We start from the raw sequence: 18,813 nt of genomic DNA, 5'->3' as shown, positions 1-18,813 counted from the left end.
GGTCTCATCCATCAAAGGCCTGGGTGTCCCCGCGGCTGGCGAAGTTGCGGAGAGGGTTCACATAGGTTTGCAGCTCGCCGGTCATCACGTCTTCCACCGTCAGAGTGAATTCGACGTTGGTCAGGGATCCGAAGAAGACCCACCAATGACCGTTCACCGGCCGGCCGTCGAGGACTTTGACCAGCATCTCGGTGTTGTCCGGCGAGAAGAACCAGAAGCTGCCGGTGTCTTCGGTGAGGGAGAGGGCGGTGCCGACGCCGGTGCGGTCCTGAAAGTCCCGCCAGCTGACCCGCACGCGGAAGCGGTCCGACAGGCAGAGAGAGGTGGCGTCGGCGACACAGCCCGAGTCCATCCCGAGAGGGCCCGCCGACGGAAGACCCGGAGCGCCGGCGGGAAGCTCCAGCCGATGGACCGAGACCGAGCCGTTGGAGGCGCTGGAGAGCGTGGCCTCGGCAGCGGAGTCCTCGCTCGTCCAGGGCGCCTCGAGGGAGGCGTCGGGGAGGGGGAAGGGCAAGAGGTGAAGGTCTTGGAAGGCCTGGGTATCGCCGCGGCTGGCGAAATTGCGCGGTGGATTCTGGTACTCGCGGACCTGCCCGGTGGCGGTATCGAGGATGGTGAGGGTGAACTCGACGTTGGTCAGCGAGGCGTAGAAGATCCACCAAGAGTCGTTCACCGGCCGGCCGTCGAGCACCTTGATCGCCAGCTCGATGTTCTCCGGGTCGAAGAACCAGAAGGCCCGGGCTCCTCGGGGCTGATTATCCAGCGGCCTGCCCTGGCCGGAGTTGCCCTGGAAGTCTTTCCAGGTTACCGAGACCTCGAAGCGGTCATCGTTCTCCCCGCCGAAGCAGAGGGTGTGCTCGTCGGGTACGCATTGGGTGGCCACCGGGATCGCGCGGGACAGGATCCCGGCGTCCTGGGTGCCGGTGTAGAGCTTGAGCGGTTCCTCCGGCTGAATGGCCAGAGGGCCCTCCAGCCAGAGCTCCGGCGTCGCAATGGGTAGATTGCGCCAGGTCCGCCCACCATCCTTACTCCACTTCGCGCGGTAGCGCAGCACGCCATAGACATTGTCGGGGTGGATCGGATGGGCGACCAAAGCGGTGAGGGGGCCCGGCCCCTGGGGCAAGTCCCAGCGCATCCAGGTCTCGCCGCGGTCGGTGCTGCGGAAGATGCCCCCGGCCTGGCTCAAGAGCAGGATGTCCGGATTGCGCGGCTCGAGGATCAGATCCCGGAAGGCGTTGACCGAGTCTCGCAGCGGCGTCCAGGTCTCGCCGCCGTCGTCGCTGCGCTCTATCCTGCTGGGGCTGACGGCGTAGACCCTGTTGGCGTCGCGGGGGTCGACGATCAGCTTGTGAGTGAGCTGGCCGCTGGGCTCCGTGATGCACCGGAAGGTCTCACCCCCATCGTCGCTGCGGTGAGCGAAGCAGGCACCCGGAATGTTGATGGGGCATCCGGCGGATACGGAGAAGCTCGTTGCGTAGACGACGTTGGGATCGGACGGCGCTACCGCCACCTCGCTGACCTCGCTACACACCATCGGCGGTTGGGAGGTCTCCCAGGTCGAGCCTTGATCGTCGCTCCTGCGCACTCCTCCGGACACGCCTAGATAGACCCGTTGCGGATCTGTGGGGTCGAGGGCCAGCGGAGCCGTGAACGCTATGGGCTCCTGGCGGATCAACTGCCAGGAATCGCCGTCGTCGACGCTGCGCCGGACGCTTCCCATGGGGGAGGTGGCGAATCCCATGGGGGAGGTGGCGAATAGAGTTGCCGGAGAGCCGGGGGCGACGACGTAATCGTCGAGCTCGAAGTTGTATAGATTCTCGTTGCGGGGCTGCCAGACCGTGCCGCGATTCGTTCCCAGCCCGACGCCGCCGGTGCCGAAAGACCAGAGGCGATGGGTGCTCCCGAGGTTGGTGCGCAGCTCGAAGGCGCCGAGGGTCATCTGCGGGGCCTCTCCCACCGGCGCCCAGGTGGCTCCCGAGTCGGAGGAGCGATAGAGGATCAGCGCGTCGGTGAGGACCAGGAGCTCCTCGTTGCCGTTGGGAAAGATCTGAGCGAAGCCTCGGGGAAAAGGCCGGGAGGGCAGAGTCTCGGTGAGGTTCTCCCATTGGGTCCGTTCGGGATTGCTGCGGAAGAGTCTGCCATCCAAGGTGGAGACGAAGAGGGCCCGCGACCTGAGATCCTCGCGGACGCTCAGCACCGCGCCGAAAACACCGTCGCCGAGGCGTCGGAAGCTGAGGCCACGGTTGAAACTGACGTAGAGGCCGGCGGCGCTGGCAACGAGAAGTTGTCCCTGGCGGTCGTGAGCGAGCTCGAAGATCGTTCTGCCGTCGAAGGCCGATCCCTGACCAACGAGTCTCCATCCACCGGATTCGAGGCGGTAGAGGCGAGTGTTGCCGATGAATGGATAAACCGGTCCGGCGCTCAACACCCGGGGCGGGGGACTTTGGCCGAAGCCCATATTCCGCCACGTTCTGCCGCCGTTGATGCTCAGGAAGATTTCGGTGCCGGCGGCGGCCCAAATGCCGCGGGTCTCGCCGGTCCCTGCCGAGAGGGCCGCAACCGGCGCCGAGATCAGGCCATTGGTGACCTGCCAGCTCGCACCGCGATCCCCGCTGAAGAAGACTCCACGACCGGTACTGCCGGCGTAGAGGCGATCCGGATCCAAGGGATCCTGAACGAAGGCCGTGACCTCGCCGCCCTCCGGGCCGGAGGGCATCCACGGGTCGGGAAGCTGAGCTTGCGCGGGGAAAGTTGCAAGGAATAGCAGACAAGCGAGGGCGATCAGGGTTGGGCTCAGTTTCATGCTCTCTCCAAAGAAGTCGTCCTCGGCCTTACCCATCGAAGGCCCGGGTATCACCGCGACTAGCAAAGTTACGCAGGGGGTTGACATAGGTTTTCAGCTCACCGGTCATTACGTCTTCCACCGTCAGGGTGAATTCGACGTTGGTCAGGGATCCAAAGAAGACCCACCAATGGCCGTTCACCGGCCGACCGTCGAGGACCTTGACCAGCATCTCGGTGTTGTCCGGAGAGAAGAACCAGAAGCTGCCGGTGTCGTCGGTGAGGGGGATGGCTTTGCCGGTGCCGGTGCGGTCCTGGAAGTCGCGCCAGGTGACCCGCACGAGGAAGCGCTCCGCCAGGCAGAGGGCGAGGGCGTCGTCGGTACCGTTCGCAGTGCAGCCGCCTTCCGGCAGCGAACCGCCTCCAGAAGGGAGCGCACCAGCGGGGAGCGCGAGCCAGCCGCTGGAAGAGAATTGGTCGCCGGGAGATCGACTCGAAGCCGTCGCCGCATCTCCCTCCGGCAGCAGCCCGGAGCCGGGGAAGGCCCTGGTGTCCCCGCGGCTGGCGAAGTTGCGCAGGGGGTTGAAGTACTCGCGTACCTGGCCGGTGGCGGTGTCGCGGACGGTGAGGGTGAATTCGACGTTGGTGAGGGCTCCGAAGAAGACCCACCAATGGCCATTCACCGGCCGTCCGTCGAGGACCTTCACCGCCATCTCCAGGTTGTCCTGGTCGAAGAACCAGAAGGCTCCCGGTCCGTTGGGCAGGTACAGACCCTGGCCCTGACCGGTGCGGCCCTGGAAATCTTCCCAGCTCACCGACACTTCAAAGCGATTCCCCTCGGCGCCACCCAGGCAGAGGGTTTGGGCGTCCGGAGCACACTCGGTTTTCACCGGCACGATCCGCCGCACGACTCCCGCCCCCTCGGTGGCTGAGTAGAGGTAATGGGCCTCCTGCTCCAGGATGCGCAGCGGGGCGCGGAGCTCCAGGCGGGAAGCTTCGCCGGGTAGCTCCTGCCAGGTACGGCCGATGTCGGTGCTCCACAGCGTGCGCTCTCCTGCGACGGCGTAGAGGTTGTCGGGCACCGTCGGGTGCACGGCGAGGGCGGTGAACGGTCCCGGCGAGGGTTCCAGATCCCAAATCACCCAGGTGTCTCCGCCATCCGGGCTACGAAAGAGGCCGTCCTCGCCGGCCAGGTAGACGATGTCCGGATCCACCGGATCGAGGACGAAATCGAGGAAGAGGGTGCCCAGGTCGTCCGTAAGGATCGTCCAAGTGTCGCCGCCGTCGTCGGTTCGGGAGAGCCGCGCCCGTTGGAGAGCGTAGACCCGCTGGTCGTCTCGCGGGTCCACCGTCAGCCGGAAGGTCAGCCCCAGGCCGTTGCCGGGCTCCGCGGTGCAGGACCAGGTGACTCCGCCGTCCAGACTGCGGTGGGCGAAGCAGGCCTCCGGGAAATTGCTCGGGCACCCGCTGGTGAGGGTGTAGCTGGTGGCGTAGAGGGTGCTCGGGTTCGAGGGCGCCACGGCTAGCGAGTTGACCTCGCTACAGATCAGGTCGGTCTCCGAGCGGGTCCAGGTGTCGCCGCCGTCAGAGCTGCGCTGCACTCCGCCGGAGACGCCTCGGTAGACGCGGGAGGCGTCCGTCGGGTCCACCGCCAGGGGGGCTTCCACCGAGAGATCCTCCTGGGCGACGAGGCTCCAGACCTCGAAGTCACCGGAGCTGCGGAAGACCGTGCCCCCCGGGGCCGAGGCGAAGAGCGTGGCAGTGGGGCCGGCGGCCAAGGCGTAATCGCTCAGCTCGAAGATGTGCAGCCCCTGATTCAGCCCAATCCAGGTGGTTCCTTGGGTCGCGCTCCGTGCCAGTCCGCCGGTTCCCAGGGACAGCAGGCTCCGGCCGTCGGCGAGGTCGGTGCGCAGCGCCATGGCCCCGTAGGTCTCCTGCGGTGCCGGCCCGACCCCTTCCCAGCTCTCGCCGTCGTCGGAGGATCGGTAGAGGAGCCCCTGGACGGTGAGGGCGTAGAGAGTCGTTCCCAGTCCGGAGACGGTCAGGCCGAAGCCCTGCGGAAGAATCTGGAACGGGAGGGTGGCGGTGACGTTGCGCCAGTTGGTGCGGGCGGCGTTGCTCTTGTACACCGCTCGGGGAACGAAGGTGGAGACGTAGAGGGCGGTGGAATCCGGCTCCTGCACCACGTGGGCCGCATCCCGAAGAACGCCGGTGCCCAGCGGCTGGAAGTTGTCGCCTTGGTCATCGGAGACGAAGAGGCCGTGGATGCTGGCCAGCAGAAGGGCCCCGTCGGGGGTGATCTGCAGCTCGTAGATGGAGCCGTTGTCGAAGCCCTGCCTTTCGCCGATGCGAGCCCAGGTGCTTCCTTCCAGGCGATAGAGGCCACGGAAGTTGCCCGCATAGAGATATTCCGGGCCGGCGACCAGCGCCCGCACCGAACCGACGGGAGGGAAGCCGGTGGATTCCCAGGTGGTGCCGCCGTCGAAGCTGGCGAAGATGCTGGAGCCCGCGGTGGCCCAAACTCCTGGATTCTCCACCGGTCCCACGGTCAGCCCGAGCACCGGCTGATCCACCTCGAGGCCGGAGATCTGCCAGCTCTCCCCTCCGTCGCGGCTGAGAAAGACGCCGCGGTTGGACGTTCCGACATAGAGGTTCATCGGGTTCAGGGCGTCCTGAGCGAAGGCCGTGACCTCACCGCCGTCCGGCCCCAGCTCCTGCCAGCCAGGTTGAGCGTGTAGCGGCAAGGTGAGGAACAACGCCGCGAAGAAGGCGAGGAAGATTCGGGGAAGATGGATCATGGCGGGTTTCCTTTGCATCAGCTGTCGAAGGCTCGAGTGTCACCCCGGCTAGCGAAATTGCGGGAAGGATTCACATAGTCACGCTGCTCGCCGGTGGCCAGGTCCTCCACCGTGAGGGTGAACTGGACGTTGGTGAGAGAGCCGAAGAAGACCCACCAATGGCCGTTCACCGGCCGACCGTCAAGAACCTTGACCAGCAGCTCGGTGTTGCTCGGAGCGAAGAACCAAAAGCTACCGGTGTCGTCGGTGAGGGGAATCGCCTGGCCGGTGCCGGTGCGATCCTGGAAGTCCTGCCAGGTCACCCGCAACCGGAAGCGATCCGACAGGCAGAGGGAGGTGGTGTCGCCCGCGCAGCCACCTTCGGCGGCGGTTTCTGCCAGTGCCGCCCCGGCGGGAATCAGCATCATCGACTCAACGGGCGAAGTGGCACCCGTCGCCTCCGCAGTGAAGTCGCTGCTGCCTGCCAAGAACAAGCTGGAGTCGTCGAATGCGCGGGTGTCTCCGCGGCTGGCGAAGTTGCGCAGGGGGTTGAAGTACTGCTGTACCAGGCCGGTGGTGGTGTCCGTCACCGTGAGAGTGAATTCGACGTTGGTGAGGGATCCGAAAAAGACCCACCAATGACCGTTCACCGGCCGTCCGTCGAGAACCTTCACAGCCAGCTCGATGTTGTCCGGATGGAAGAACCAGAAGGCCCCCGGTCCGTTGGGTAGGTACAGCCCCTGGCCCTGGCCGGTTCGGCCCTGGAAGTCCCGCCAATCGACGGAGATCTCGAAACGATCTCCCGACGGTCCGCCCAGACACAGGGTCTGGGCGCCGGGCGTACATTCGGTCTCCACCGGTGCCGTGCGCCGCACCACACCGGCGCCGGCGGTGCCGGCATAGAGCCGGTCCGGCTGTCCGGGCTGTCGGGACTCGATCCGAAGCGGGCCCCGGAGGCCCAGGTCGGCGGGTTCGCCGGCCAGCGCGCGCCAGGTTCGCCCGGAGTCGGTGCTCCACAGGGTGCGGTCACCGGCGAGGGCATAGAGGTTGTCTGTCTTCTGCGGATGCACGGCGAGGGCGGTGAACGGTCCTGGAGAGGGTTCGAGCTCCCAGCGCACCCAGGTGGCGCCGCGATCCGAGCTGCGGAAGAGTCCGTCCTCGTTGGTCAAGTAGAGGATGTCGGGATTCGAGGGGTCGAGAACGAAGTCGAGGAAGGGGATCTCCAGAGATTGGGTCAGGCTCCCCCAGCTGCCGCCGCCATCGTCGCTGCGGAAGAGGGCGGAACGGCTGAGGGCGTAGACTCGGTCCGAGTCCCGGGGGTCCACCGTCAGACGGGTGGCGGTGGGGCCGATTTCGGCGATGCAGGACCAAGACTGCCCGCCGTCGAGGCTGCGGTGGGTGTAGCAGGCCTGCGGCTGTCCCAGCACGCAGGCGGTGGCGAGGGGATAGCCCTGGGCGTAGAGGATGTCGGGATTCGAGGGAGCGATGGCTAGGGTCGAGACGATATTGCAGAACAGGGACATGTCGGGGGTGGTCCAGGTCTCTCCGCCGTCGTCGCTGCGCAGCACGGCGGCGCTGACGCCACGGTAGAGCGTGTCCGGAGACCTTGGATCGACGGCGAGCCGAGCGCTCGGTTCGATTTCCGGCTGGGCGAGAAGGTCCCAGCTCGGTCCTCCGTCTCGGGTGCCGTAGACATAGCCCTGGGTGCTGGAGGCATAGATCGTCGGCGGCGTGCTGTCGGCGAGGACATAGTCGTCGAGGGTCAGGGCCCGGCGCCCCCGGTTGGCCAGGCTCCAGGTCTCTCCGCTGTCGAAGCTGCGCGCCAGCCCGAGCCCACCGGGGGCGTAGAGCACGCCGGGGGTGGTCCGGTCGGCGAAGATGCCGATGGCAGCAAAGCGGTCGGAGTAGTCCACGTCCAAGAGTTGCCAGCTGGCGCCCAGATCGGTGGACTGCAGCAGGCTGCCGTTGGTCACCGCGTAGAGCGCCCGGCCCGACGGGTGGGGCTGCACCGAGACGGACTGCAGGCGGTTGGTGAGCGGCAGATTGTCGGTGAGCAAGGTCCAGCTGCCGGATCCGCCGCCCTGGCTGCGGTAGAGCCCCCGGGGAGTCAGATTGAAGACGAAGAGCTCGTTGGATCCAGGGTCCGCGGCGATGGCGTAGACATCCTCGAAGAGGTCGGGGGCGATGGGGGAAAAGCTCTCTCCGCCGTCGTTGGTCTTGAATAGACCCTGATTGGTTCCGACATAGAGGGTTCCATCCGCGGCGTGGTGGAAGGCCCGGATGTGCCCGTCGCCGATGGGTGGGTCTTCGCCGATACGGTTCCAGCCCGTGGAGTCCAGCCGGTAGAGCCCGGTAGAGGTGCCGGCGTAGGCGAAGCGGGCGTCGAGGCCGATAGCTGTCACCGTGCTGGAAGCCATCAGGCCGGTGGACGACCAGCCGGTCCTACCGTTGGCGCTGTGGAAGACATCGACCCCTATCCCAGCATAGACACCATCTCCGGTGCTGGCTTGCGCGGCGCCGGTACCCGCTGTGAGGATGCGGACGGGGGGACCGGAGCGCAAGTCGGTATTGCTCCAGGAATCGCCGTCATCGTCGCTGAAGAAGATGCCCCGGGCGATGGTCCCGGTGTAGAGACGGGCCGGCCGGTTCGGATCCTGCCCGAAGCTGACCACGAAGCCGCCTTCGGGGCCGATCTCCTGCCAGCGGGCTTGGGCTTCGAGAGTGGAAGTCGGAAAGATCGCCGCCGCGCAAGCGCAGACCAGGCCCGCTACGACGCTCGTTCCCCTGCGGAAAAGACACTTTTGTTTCTTGCTCATTCATATGCTATTACAGCATGGATTGAGCTTTTCCGCAACGGCTGCTGTCGTGAGTCCTCGGCCCGAGGTCAGCGAGCCCCCACCACCGTCCGCACCGTCAGCCCCGGCTTCTTGACCCGCACCTCGATCCCCTCCGATCCGCTCTCGCCGGACAGGCCGGTGGGAGAGTAGAAGGTGAGAAGGTATTGGCTGCGCAGCTCCCTCTCGATGGCGCTGTAGGCGCCGCCCAGCTGCAGCGGGCTGGAGACCAGGAAGACCTTGCCGCCGGTTTTGCCGGCGACCTCCTGGAGGTCGCTCTGCTTGAATGTGCGCTGGAGCCGCTGCTCGTCGCCGAGGCCCAGGATGTAGACCGGGACACCGCTCTTCTGGGCGTCCTGGATGGCGCGGCGGGGGCTGTAGCGGCTGCGGTAGTCGTCGCCGTCGGTGAGCACCACCAGAGCTTTGCGGCCTCGTTCCGTGCCGAATTGGATCAGCGCGAAGACCACCGAATCGTAGAACGCGGTGTTGCCCTCCGGCTGCATGGCGCGGAAGCTGGCGAAGAGCTGCTGGATGTCCGAGGTGACGCCCTGGGCCAGCCGCGGGCGGGTGTCGAAATCCACCACGAAGGCCTTGTCCTGGGATCGCAGCACCTGGCCCAGGAAGGTCCCGGCGGCCTGCTTGGTCTCGTTCATGATGCCGTCCATGCTGCCGGAGGAGTCGATGACCAGGCCCAGCAGGAGGGGCACGTCCTGACCGTAGCCAAACCCTTCCACCGGCCGCGGCGAGCCGTTCTCCAGAATCTCGAAATCCTCCGCCGACAGATCGTCCACCGGCTGTCCGTCGCCGTCCAGCACCACGGTGTAGAGCTCCACCAGATTGACGTCCAGACGCTCGCTGGCGCCGCGGGCGGCGATGAGCTCGACGGTGTCGATGGTGCGACCGTCGGCGAGGGTGGCGACGGCGCGGACGTAATCCGTCGGGCCGGGCTCCGGCGCCGGCACCACGGCGGCGAAGGGCGGCCGGCGGAAGCTGGCGATGGGGAGCTCGTTGAGGAAGATCTCGACCTTCTGCAGGGTGGAGTCGGCGGGCACCTCCACCGCTGCCTCCACCTCGATGCGCGCCAGCCCCACGTCGTGGTCCCACTTGGCGAAGGAGATGCGGAAGCGCCGGGCCTCACCGTTGACGGTCAGCTCGTCCCGGCCCAGGATCTGTCCGTTGGGCCCGAGGGCGACCACCTCCACGGTCTGCCGGCGGGCAGGAGCGGCGAGCTCTAGCCGGGCGTTGAACGGCGCTCGCCCGTCGGTTTCCACCAGCTCACCGTCGAGGCGGAACTCTACGGTCTCGATGAGGGGGTCGCTGACGATGGTCTCGAAGCGGGTGGAGCCGGCGACCTGCGAGCTTCGCGGCGGTACCAGGGTGATGGCGGTGGGTGCTTCCGGCTCGTCTTGGGCGCCGGTGGTGGGGGAGGCTTGGGGGCCCAGCAGGGGACCTTCGGCGACGCCGGCGGAGTCCGACACCTCCAAGGGCTCGGGGCTCCAATCGGCGAGGGCGCCGGCCCAGGCTTCCGAACCTTCCGCTTCCATCACCACGGCGAGGCCGCGGTCGTTGGCCGGCAGCTCCACCGGCAAGAGGAAGACCCAGGGCCGGGCGCCGAGCAGCCCGAGGGTTTCGAAGTCGGTGTCGTAGGTTTCGATGCCCTCTTCCCCGGCCGCCATCACGGTCAGCCGCAGGCGTCGGGCGCGCAGCAGCTCCGCTCCCTCCAGCACCACCTGGAGCACGCCGCGGACGCGGTCCTCGGGGGCGGGCTCGCCGGTGAGCAGGGCCCGGGCTGCGAGACGGCCGGAGGCTCCCAGCTCGTCGGCGGACAGGCCTTCGAGGAGCTGGTCCGCCCGTTCTACGGTGGATCGGGAGGCTGCGCCGGTGGGAGTCGCTGAGTCGGCTTCTCGGGCGTGCAGGGGTTGAAGCCCCAGGCTGGAGGCGGCGAGGAGCAGGAAGGCTGGAACGAGGGCGAGGAGGACGAGGTGGAGCCGGCACCGGGGTTGGAGGTTCATACCTTCAGTCTACGGCCACCCCCGGTGCCGGATCTACTTTCGTCGCTGGCTATCAGAAGCGTCGTCGGTTACCAGAACACCTGGAGGTCGTCCAAGAACAAGCGGCCTACCGCCTGTCGGTGGCCAAGGATCAGACCCCAGCTAATCCAGTTGACCGCGCCTCCGGAGGTCGGGATGGCCATTTCGGCCACCCGCGTACCGTTCAGCCACAGGCGAAAGCCTCCGTGCCCAACGGTGCCGATGGGCTTGTCCCACCACTTCACTTCCACCTGATGGGGCTCGGGACCGGAAACTGGGAACCAGTCCGACTGGACCCACGTGCTGAGCTGAGAATCCCAGGCGCGGACGGCGAGAAGGTGGTTGACCGGACCTCCCTTGATCCGTACCTGCACGCGCTGACGTTTGTTCGTTTCATCGCTGGCGGAGAGGATGATCGCCGGATTCAGGCCGACGGTCAGCTCCCGAGGGTCGAGGAGGAAACGAGCCCGCAGATGGCTCTGCTGAGGCCTGAGGCGTAGACCTAGCATGGCCAAACCGGAGGTGCTTTGCGACGGTCGCGCTTCGAGGCCCCAATTGCCGCTGAGGGCTGCTTCCTGGGTGACCGCCAACGCGCTGATCGGCTCGTTGGCGCTTCGCCAGCCGGAGAAATCACCGCTTTCGAATCCATCGGCGAAGGTGGGGAGGTGCCCCGGCATCTCGACTTCCGCCAGGATCTTCATATTGTCCAGCCGAATGCTGGTGCCGGTGTGGTCTGGTGCCATAGCGGGTGGAACCAGCGACGAATCGCCGATGCCGTAGACGAATTCGGAGAGCGGGCGATCGTTCCAGCCGATGCCGGAGGCGGCGGCCACCAACTGCTGATCGAGGAACAAAGCCATATGGCCGTCGCGGAGCCCCGGTCCGGACGCCGCCCACCAATAAAAGAGCACCCGCTCCGGCTCTGAATCGTTGAGGAAGGGGACCGGCGGCGTCGTCACCAAACCACCGTAGCCGTCCCGGCTGATGGCCTGGAGGAACGTTCCGCTGGAGGTTTGTTCGACGTGGAGCTCCCACACCGGCTCCTGTGTGTCGTCGAGAGCGCGGGTGAGCACGAAGGCCTCATCGGTGGGTATCCCATAGCCTCCGGGGCCAGCTTCGAAACCGGTCTTGCTGCCGGTGGTGGTGCCGCCGCCTTTGGCTTTGACGGAGATCAGCCACAGCGACTCCGTGCCGCCTTCCAAGAGGAGGTCATAGGGGCCATCGATGGGATCCTGGCCGTTGGTGGTGACTTCGCCGGAGTTCCCTATCACCGCCCAGCTATGGTCGTGGTTGAAGATCGGAGAGGCGATGGGCTCGATATGCAAGGGCCGGGAGTAAGTTTCCGGCAAGATGTAGACGGTGCCCTGGTCGAGGTTGTCGTTGGCCAGGGTGTAGAGAAAACTGTCGATGCCGGCTTCGGGAAGAGACTGGCCAGCACTGTAGACCAGATTGCCGAAATGCTGGGAGAGGCTGCCGTGGGCTGGATCGGTCAAGGCCGCGATCCCCGTGGCCGGTGGATCGTTGGCCAAGAGATCCTCCACTGGGATGGAGAACTGGTCCAGTCCATATTCGAGGACGACGACATCGTTGTTGGAGGTGGGAAGGTGGTCGACGCTCACCGGCCGGTTCTGCCCGTGGACGGCGGGAGTGGCCAGAATGAGGATCGAGACCACGAAGATGGGGATGAGGAGGGCCGCGGAAGTCTTGGTCCTGCGGCGGAGGAGCTGGAAGAGGGGTTGGCGGTGGTTTGGGTGAGTGGACATGATGCAGGCTCCTTCATTCAGTCCGATCCGGAACCTTCGGCGGCTCCGGACCAAGTGCTTCTATCTCCCAAACGCGGCGAGCGGCTGCGAACTCCCTCATCGGGAGTGCTGGGCGGGACCGGGGCAAAGGGGCGAATCCCTACTCGAGACGTCCTGGATCGAGCCCGGGCCTGATAGCATGTTGTATTCCCATGCACGATCCAAGACGAGAAGAAATTACCGACCTTCTGCTCGAGTGGAGCGCCGGCGAAGCGGGTGCTCTGGACCGGTTGATGCCCGTGGTCAATGCAGAGTTACGACGTCTCGCTCGTCGCTACCTGGCGCGAGAATCTCCTGGGCATACTCTACAACCAACTGCTCTTGTAAATGAGCTTTACATACGTTTGGTGGATAGGCGCCGGGTGCAGTGGCAGAATCGCGCTCACTTTTTCGGCTTTGCAGCCCAGACCATGCGCCGGATCCTGGTCGACCACGCCCGGGCCCAGCGCGCCGCCAAACGCGGTAGCGGCATCCCCACCGTCACCCTCGACGAGGCGGTGGCCCTCCCCTCCGGCCCCGACGTCGATCTCATTGCCCTGGACGATGCCCTCAACGCTCTCGCCCGTATGGACCAGCGCCAAAGCCGCATCGTCGAGCTCCGCTTCTTCGCCGGCCTGACCCTCCAGGAAACCGCCGAAGTCCTCGACATCGGCGAAGCCACCGTCAGCCGCGACTGGGCCTCCGCCCGAGCGTGGCTGTATCGGGAGCTGACTCGGTCCTGACTCGGTCCTGACAACCCGTGGTGAAAGTCGAGCCGAGCCTTCCCCGGCGTCTGGCTTTCACCACGGGCTGCCAAGCGCTCCAGTTTCTTGCTGCTCGCAGCAGGCTTATGATGCCTTGACAAGATCTTCTTGCAAGGGATATTTTCTAAGTTGCTTCTCAAAATATTTCATCTGGTCTTGCCGGTGGGCCCAGGTTCACTCGCCGAGGCCGGGAAGGAGGGATGATGAAGAGAGTGCTCGTTGGATGGATGCAGCAAGGGGTGCGATTCTGGGTTTTCGCCGGAGCGGCGCTCTTCCTGCTCTCCGGTGTTGCGGTGGAGCTGGATGCGGACTGCAATTCCTATTACAACTCGCGTCCCTACTACACTTCAGGGGGGACTTACTGTGCAATGACCGGAGGGTATTGCACCGAGTGCGTTGATGATGAGGGAAACTCCTGTGCGACTGATGGGGCTTCTTGCCAACCTCGACAGCAGTACTACTTCTAGCCGGGACCATGCGGCAGTGGTTGTTTGAGCGGGTGGTCCCGCAGTTGAGTCTTGCTTGGTCAGAGAAAAGACTGCGCCTCGTCATTCTGCTGGCCTGCTTCATCGTAGGTGGCGGCAGCTTTGTGGCAGCGGAGTCGGCTCGAGCTCCAGCGGTCGAGATTACGTCGGAGGTGGAGCTGCCAGAATTCCTGCAGCGAGCTCACGACATTCGGTGGGCAGACCAGGATTCCGTCTTTCTCGGAGTTCCCGGCAGTGGCGTCTTCAGGGTCTCTCTGCAGGCGCCAGCACAGACGCCGATTCGCGAGACGGTTGACGGCGATGGAATCGACAATAGCTGGGCTACGTCGCGGGTGGCAGCTACCTCGGAGCACCTCATTTTTGGTGCCGAGCTCTTTACCTACGGATGGAAGAAGCGTGGGGAAAAGAAGCCGCAGCGAGTGAGCCATTTCTTCGAAGGCATCGAAGACCTGGACGCCTTCGAGGGCCGATACGCGGTGCTTGGCATGCATCGGGGTAATGAAGGCGTGATGGCTCCCCGCGGGCAGGTCGCGTGGATTGGTCCCCTCGGCGATGTAACCCCTGAGCCGAAGCCGGTGCTCACCTCCCGTTCCGGGCCCGGCGCGCCCCTGATGGACAACTGTCCCTTCTTCAGCATCGGCGCCCTGCGCTTTCTGCCCGATGGCAGCTTGGTGGTGGTGCCGGGGTTCGAGCCTGGGGCCTATCGCTTCGACAAGGAAGGCAAGCTGCTGGAGATCTGGGATACGGAGGCTCTGGGCATCGGCGCCGATTGCGACTTCGACACCGAGCAGCGGGATCTCCTCTCTCGCGATCCCCACGCCCGCTGGGCCTACATCAACCAATTCCGGGCGGTGGATGAGATTCTGGTGTTGGATGGTCGTCCGGTACTGGTAGTGCGGCGGGTCGAAGGGAAAAAGACGCTCTGGGAGCTGGTCACCCTCGAGCCCTACGGTCAGGCGTCTCGCCGCCCTCTGCCCCTCACCGCCGAGTCCCCCTTCGCCCATCTGCGGGGTGATGTCCGCGACGGCCGCGTCGTCTTCTTGCTCTTCGACTTCGCCACCTTTCTGCGAGACGGCAGCCCCGCCAGCCAGCAGGCGGTGCCGTCCCGGTTGTTGGTGATGGATTGGGGCGCGTCCTCCACCGAAGGCTCTCCGCAGAGCGGTGCTGTCGCGGCGCAAGCGGTGCGGAAGCCGAGTTCGGAATCCCCGAAGTCTGGGCCATGAGCCGCGTCTTCGCCCTCGGGTTGCTCCTCGGTGTCCTCGGTGCGGCCCCTCTCCACGCCCAGCAGGCGGTGGTCCTCTACTCTGAGGCACCGCCCCAGCTTTGGAAGCTCCAAGAGCTGAGCCAGCCGGCCCTGGCCGGGGCGGAAGCTGTGTGGGCTTGGGCCCCGGGAGCGGCGCCTCGACGCTTCGGTCCGGAGGAGCTCCCGGGATTCCTCAGCGACCTGGCGAAGAATCAGCGGTTGCAGCCGACGGAGGGTCGGCTCACGGTGAGCGTCGACCTTTCGAAGGCACCCCGGCGGGTCCGAGGACGAGAGGCCAGCGGGGACGGGCCGGAAGGGCTGGATCTTCGCCTCATCGCGGCTCCCGCCGCCATGTGGGGCGAGGTTCCGGAGGCCCTGCTCCCCAGCTGGCCGGTGCCCCCACCGCCGGCAGATGTCGAAGAAGGCGCTCGGATGACCCGTTCCCGCATCGCCCTTGCTCACGCAGCGGATCAGTCCTGGCGGCTGCGGCTGGTGGGAGCCGGGCTGGGCAGCTGGTGGCGGGAGGTGTCGCCGGGGCAAGAGCGGGTCGAGCTGGCGGCGTCCCGGGCGGAGGAACGCTCTACGGTTCTGGTCGGTCCCGAGGGGGAAGCCGCCACCGGAGGCTTGACGGTGCTGGCGGAGGAGCGGGGGAGGCAGCGGGTGGTGGCTCAATACCGCTCTGAGGAGACCGGCGCTACCGTTCTCCCGGCGCTGCCGGAAGAGCATGAGCTGACGCTGGTGGTGAGCGCGCCGGGATATGCCTCCCGGGCTCTCTCCGTCTGGCCCTCGGCCTTGCCTCCCAAGCTGCGCCTCGGTCTCGGGGCGAGCCTCGCTGCCCGAGTGGTCGATCCGGAAGGTGAGCCTGTGGTGGGAGCCTCGGTGGAGGCGGAGGCCTGGCTCGATCCCTCCTCGTCAGCTTTCGCTGCCCGCCGGGCCGTGAGCGGAGAGGACGGCCGATTCATCCTCGAATCCCTGCCGAGAGCCGAGACCGTGCTGGCGATTCGCCATCCGGATTTCGCCGAGCGGCGGGAGACTCGAGTCCTCGAAGGCCCGCGTCTCGACCTGGGCCATCTCGAGCTGGTGCCGGTGAGGACCCTCGCCGTGCGGGTGGTCGATGACGAGGAGGTACCCGTAGCCGGAGCGACGGTGCAGCCCGCAGCAGGCCCCGCCGTGATCACCGGTCCCCGCGGTCGGGCTCTGCTGTCAGTCGCTGTCCGGGGAGGTCTGACGGTCTCCGTCGACGCCCCAGGCCACTTGTCGGTTCAGCAACGCCTCGAGCCCTTCCGGGAGCCGGAGCCGCGGGTCGTGCTGCAGCGGGCCTTCCAGGTCGAAGGCCGGCTCGTCGACTCCTCCGGTGGGATGGTGTCCGAAGGGACCCTGCGCGTTCGCACCGGCCGCAGCTACGACGAAGAGGCTCTCGATGGCGAGGGGCGCTTTCGGCTCGATCTGGCCCCGGACAAGGAGGTCCTCCTCATCCTGCGCTCCCCGTCGACCCGGGAGGTGCGGGTTTCCGTGCAGCCGGGAGCGGCGGGGGAGGCCCGGGACTTGGGCGACCTGATGGCTCCGCCGGGGATGACGGTGCGGGGCCGTCTGATCCGCGACGAGGACGGTTCCGCCGTGGCCGGCGCCCGGGTCTGGACCCCCCGGCCGACGGAGGAGGGCGATGTCTTGGCCTGGTACCACGGGGACCTGGTCTCGGCGACCAGCGATGAAGCCGGCGCCTTCACCCTCACCGGCCTGCCTCCTCGCCAGGTGCTGTTGCGCTTCGAGGCTGCCGGACTGGCCCGCGCGCACCGCAGGGTGGAACCTCCCGCCGAGGGCGACGGAGTAGATCTCGGCGAAATTCCTCTCTTCGCCGGTAGCGCTCTCCTGGTGTTGGTGGACGAGAAGAACGAGGCCAGCGACCTGGCCCAGGCCGTGGCGCGGGTGGATCTGCTGGGACGCTGGCAGGAGCTGGACATGCTTACCGCCACCGTCGTGGACGGTGAGGCTCTGGTCCGGCGAGTACCTCCCGGGCGGGCCTTGGTGACCGTCGTGCGCGGCCGTGACCTCCTCTGCGAGCGGCGGGTGGAGGTGGAGCGTGGTGCCGAGGTGCAGGAGGTCGAATGCCGGCGGGAGAGCTCCTGGGTCAGCGGCCGAGTGCTGCGGGGGGGCGAGGCGGTGTCTCAGGGGCGGCTGAGCTGGCTACCGCCTCCCTCCACGGCCCCGGCGCTGATCCTCAACCGCTCGACGCCCTTGGGCGCCTCCCGCCAGCAGGTCTTCGGCGGCGGCCGGCCTCAGGTCGACGTCGAGGTGGACGCTGGCGGCTACTTCGCTACCGACTCCCTGAGTCCCGGCTCGTGGGAAGTTCTCTATCTCTCCGATGCCGGCGCCGTCACCGCTCCGAAGACGGTGACGTTGGCGGATGTGCCCCAGCAGGAGATCGAGGTCCGCTTTCCCGCCGCGGCGATCACCGGCATGGTCGTGGACGAGGAGGGCGCGGCCGTTGCTGGTGCCCGGGTGGAGGAGCTCTCTAGTCGTGCCTTCACCCTCTCGCGGGCCGATGGACGGTTCGAGCTCGAAGGTCTGGGGCCGGGTTCTCATCGCCTCTTTGCCCGCCTTGGGGAGCGCCGCAGCGCCGTGGTGGACGTCGAGGTCAACCCCGTCGAGGCTCCGGAGCCGGTGATGCTGGAGCTGCGGGAGCGGGAGGAGGACCGCGTCGAAATCAGCGTACTAGACGACGGCGCGGTGGTCGTTGGCGCTTTTCTCGTCCTCGAGGGGGATGCCGGAGTCCAACAGCTGACCATGACCGGCCGAGACGGTCGGGGCGTGGTGCAGCTGACGCCGCCGCTGCCCAGCAGGGTGCGGGCGGCGGCGATGGCGGACGGTCGCTGGGTCTTGGGGCCGTGGGTCGAGCTGGAGCAGGCGCGCCGGGAAGGGGTAGTGCTCGCTCTCGGGGCGGTGGGGGCTGTGGAATTGCTGTCGGGCGAAGCCCAGGGCATCCCTTTCATCGTCTCCACCGACGGCTGGGATCTCACCGGTTTGTTGGCCCGTCTCGGAACGCCTCCCACCCTGCGGCCGGGACAGCCGCTGACCGTTTCCGGCCTGCCCGAGGGGAGCTACCGAATCATGCTTGGAGACTTCCAGGCAACGGCGACGGTGCAGGCCGGTGATTCGGACGTTGTCGAGCTGCCCTAACAAGCCGAACAGCCAGGAAGGCTTCCGATAAACTGGTCTCCGTGGATCCGGATCGCTGGCGCTTGGTGCGCGAGATCTTCGACGCTGCGGTGGCTTTGCCCGCCAGCGAGCGGCTGAGCTTCGTCCAGGAGCAGTGTGCCGGTGACCCGGCCTTGGTCGAGGAGGTGGAGTCCTTGCTGTGCTCCCACGAGGAGGCGGGGACCTTCATCGATCGGCCGGCGGTGGAAGGGGTGGAGGGGCTCGAGGCCCTGACCACGGACTCTCCGGGCATGCCGCCGCCGGGCACGCTGGTGGGTCGCTATCGCCTCGAGCGGCTGTTGGGCAGCGGCGGCATGGGCAGCGTCTTCCTGGCAGTGCGGGCGGACGACGAGTATCGCCAGCAGGTGGCGGTCAAGCTCCTGCGTTCCGACCTCATGACGCCGGAGCTGGCCCACCGCTTCCGCAGCGAACGGCAGATCCTCGCCGATCTCGACCACCCCAACATCGCCCGCCTCTTGGACGGCGGCACCACCGACGACGGCAGGCCGTACCTGGTCATGGAGCATGTCGAGGGCGAGCCCCTCGACCTCTATTGCGATCGTCGCCGGCTGTCCACCGCCGAGCGGCTGCGGCTATTCCAGAAAATCTGCGCCGCGGTGCACTTCGCCCACCAGAGCTTGGTGGTGCACCGCGACCTCAAGCCCGGCAACATCCTGGTCACCGAGGCCGGCGAGCCCAAGCTCCTGGACTTCGGCATCGCCAAGCTCCTCGACTCCGGAGGCGACGCCCCCACCCTCGGTGCTACCGGTACGGGCCTGGCGCCCATGACCCCGGAATACGCCAGTCCGGAGCAGGTGCGCGGCGAGAGCATCACCACCGCCAGCGACGTCTACTCCCTGGGAGTGCTGCTCTACGACCTGCTCACCGGTCACCGTCCCTACTACTGGCATCGCCGGTCGGCG

Annotated in this window: 9 protein-coding genes; 4 read left to right on the top strand and 5 right to left on the bottom strand. The window is 66.7% G+C overall.

Translation table 11 applies throughout. From position 1 onward, the window contains the following. Positions 1-4 precede the first annotated feature (4 nt). The 5 genes from SX243_10090 to SX243_10070 form a co-directional block, all read right to left on the bottom strand. Positions 5-2,803 (bottom strand): hypothetical protein, encoded by a 2,799-nt coding sequence (locus SX243_10090; protein ID MDY7093306.1) that lies wholly within the window; start codon positions 2,801-2,803, stop codon positions 5-7. A 28-nt stretch (positions 2,804-2,831) separates the two neighbouring features. Further along, positions 2,832-5,579 carry a hypothetical protein gene (locus tag SX243_10085; GenBank protein MDY7093305.1) on the bottom strand — a complete coding sequence of 916 codons (2,748 nt, stop codon included), beginning with the start codon at positions 5,577-5,579 and terminating at the stop codon, positions 2,832-2,834. A gap of 17 nt (positions 5,580-5,596) precedes the next feature. Further along, positions 5,597-8,374, bottom strand: coding sequence for a hypothetical protein (locus SX243_10080; protein MDY7093304.1), 2,778 nt, complete (start codon positions 8,372-8,374; stop codon positions 5,597-5,599). 68 nt (positions 8,375-8,442) lie between these two features. Then, positions 8,443-10,404, bottom strand: a complete 1,962-nt coding sequence (locus tag SX243_10075; GenBank protein ID MDY7093303.1) for a VWA domain-containing protein — start codon at positions 10,402-10,404, stop codon at positions 8,443-8,445. A gap of 68 nt (positions 10,405-10,472) precedes the next feature. Continuing rightward, complete coding sequence (locus tag SX243_10070) at positions 10,473-12,185, bottom strand: hypothetical protein (GenBank protein ID MDY7093302.1); 1,713 nt, start codon at positions 12,183-12,185, stop codon at positions 10,473-10,475. 191 nt (positions 12,186-12,376) lie between these two features. Between SX243_10070 and SX243_10065 the strand changes: the two genes are divergently transcribed. The 4 genes from SX243_10065 to SX243_10050 form a co-directional block, all read left to right on the top strand. Beyond that, positions 12,377-12,946, top strand: coding sequence for a sigma-70 family RNA polymerase sigma factor (locus SX243_10065; GenBank protein ID MDY7093301.1), 570 nt, complete (start codon positions 12,377-12,379; stop codon positions 12,944-12,946). Positions 12,947-13,871: 925 nt separating this feature from the next. Beyond that, positions 13,872-14,675, top strand: a complete 804-nt coding sequence (locus tag SX243_10060) for a hypothetical protein (protein ID MDY7093300.1) — start codon at positions 13,872-13,874, stop codon at positions 14,673-14,675. Further along, positions 14,672-17,872 (top strand): carboxypeptidase-like regulatory domain-containing protein, encoded by a 3,201-nt coding sequence (locus SX243_10055; GenBank protein ID MDY7093299.1) that lies wholly within the window; start codon positions 14,672-14,674, stop codon positions 17,870-17,872. The genes SX243_10060 and SX243_10055 overlap by 4 nt, the downstream gene beginning before the upstream one ends. A 41-nt stretch (positions 17,873-17,913) precedes the next feature. Continuing rightward, positions 17,914-18,813 (top strand): serine/threonine-protein kinase (locus tag SX243_10050; GenBank protein ID MDY7093298.1); only part of this gene is annotated, 900 nt, incomplete at its 3' end.

The sequence above is a fragment of the Acidobacteriota bacterium genome (assembly GCA_034211275.1).
Lineage (GTDB): Bacteria > Acidobacteriota > Thermoanaerobaculia > Multivoradales > JAHZIX01 > JAGQSE01.
Note: the sequence above shows the minus strand (reverse complement) of the source record. Positions and strands in the feature narration are given on the sequence as shown.

What these genes read in the sequence shown, in the direction of transcription:
- SX243_10090 (MDY7093306.1), bottom strand. Translation starts at nt 2,803, where the DNA reads ATGAAACTGAGCCCAACCCTGATCGCCCTCGCTTGTCTGCTATTCCTT.
- SX243_10085 (MDY7093305.1), bottom strand. Translation starts at nt 5,579, where the DNA reads ATGATCCATCTTCCCCGAATCTTCCTCGCCTTCTTCGCGGCGTTGTTC.
- SX243_10080 (MDY7093304.1), bottom strand. Translation starts at nt 8,374, where the DNA reads ATGAGCAAGAAACAAAAGTGTCTTTTCCGCAGGGGAACGAGCGTCGTA.
- SX243_10075 (MDY7093303.1), bottom strand. Translation starts at nt 10,404, where the DNA reads ATGAACCTCCAACCCCGGTGCCGGCTCCACCTCGTCCTCCTCGCCCTC.
- SX243_10070 (MDY7093302.1), bottom strand. Translation starts at nt 12,185, where the DNA reads ATGTCCACTCACCCAAACCACCGCCAACCCCTCTTCCAGCTCCTCCGC.
- SX243_10065 (MDY7093301.1), top strand. Translation starts at nt 12,377, where the DNA reads ATGCACGATCCAAGACGAGAAGAAATTACCGACCTTCTGCTCGAGTGG.
- SX243_10055 (MDY7093299.1), top strand. Translation starts at nt 14,672, where the DNA reads ATGAGCCGCGTCTTCGCCCTCGGGTTGCTCCTCGGTGTCCTCGGTGCG.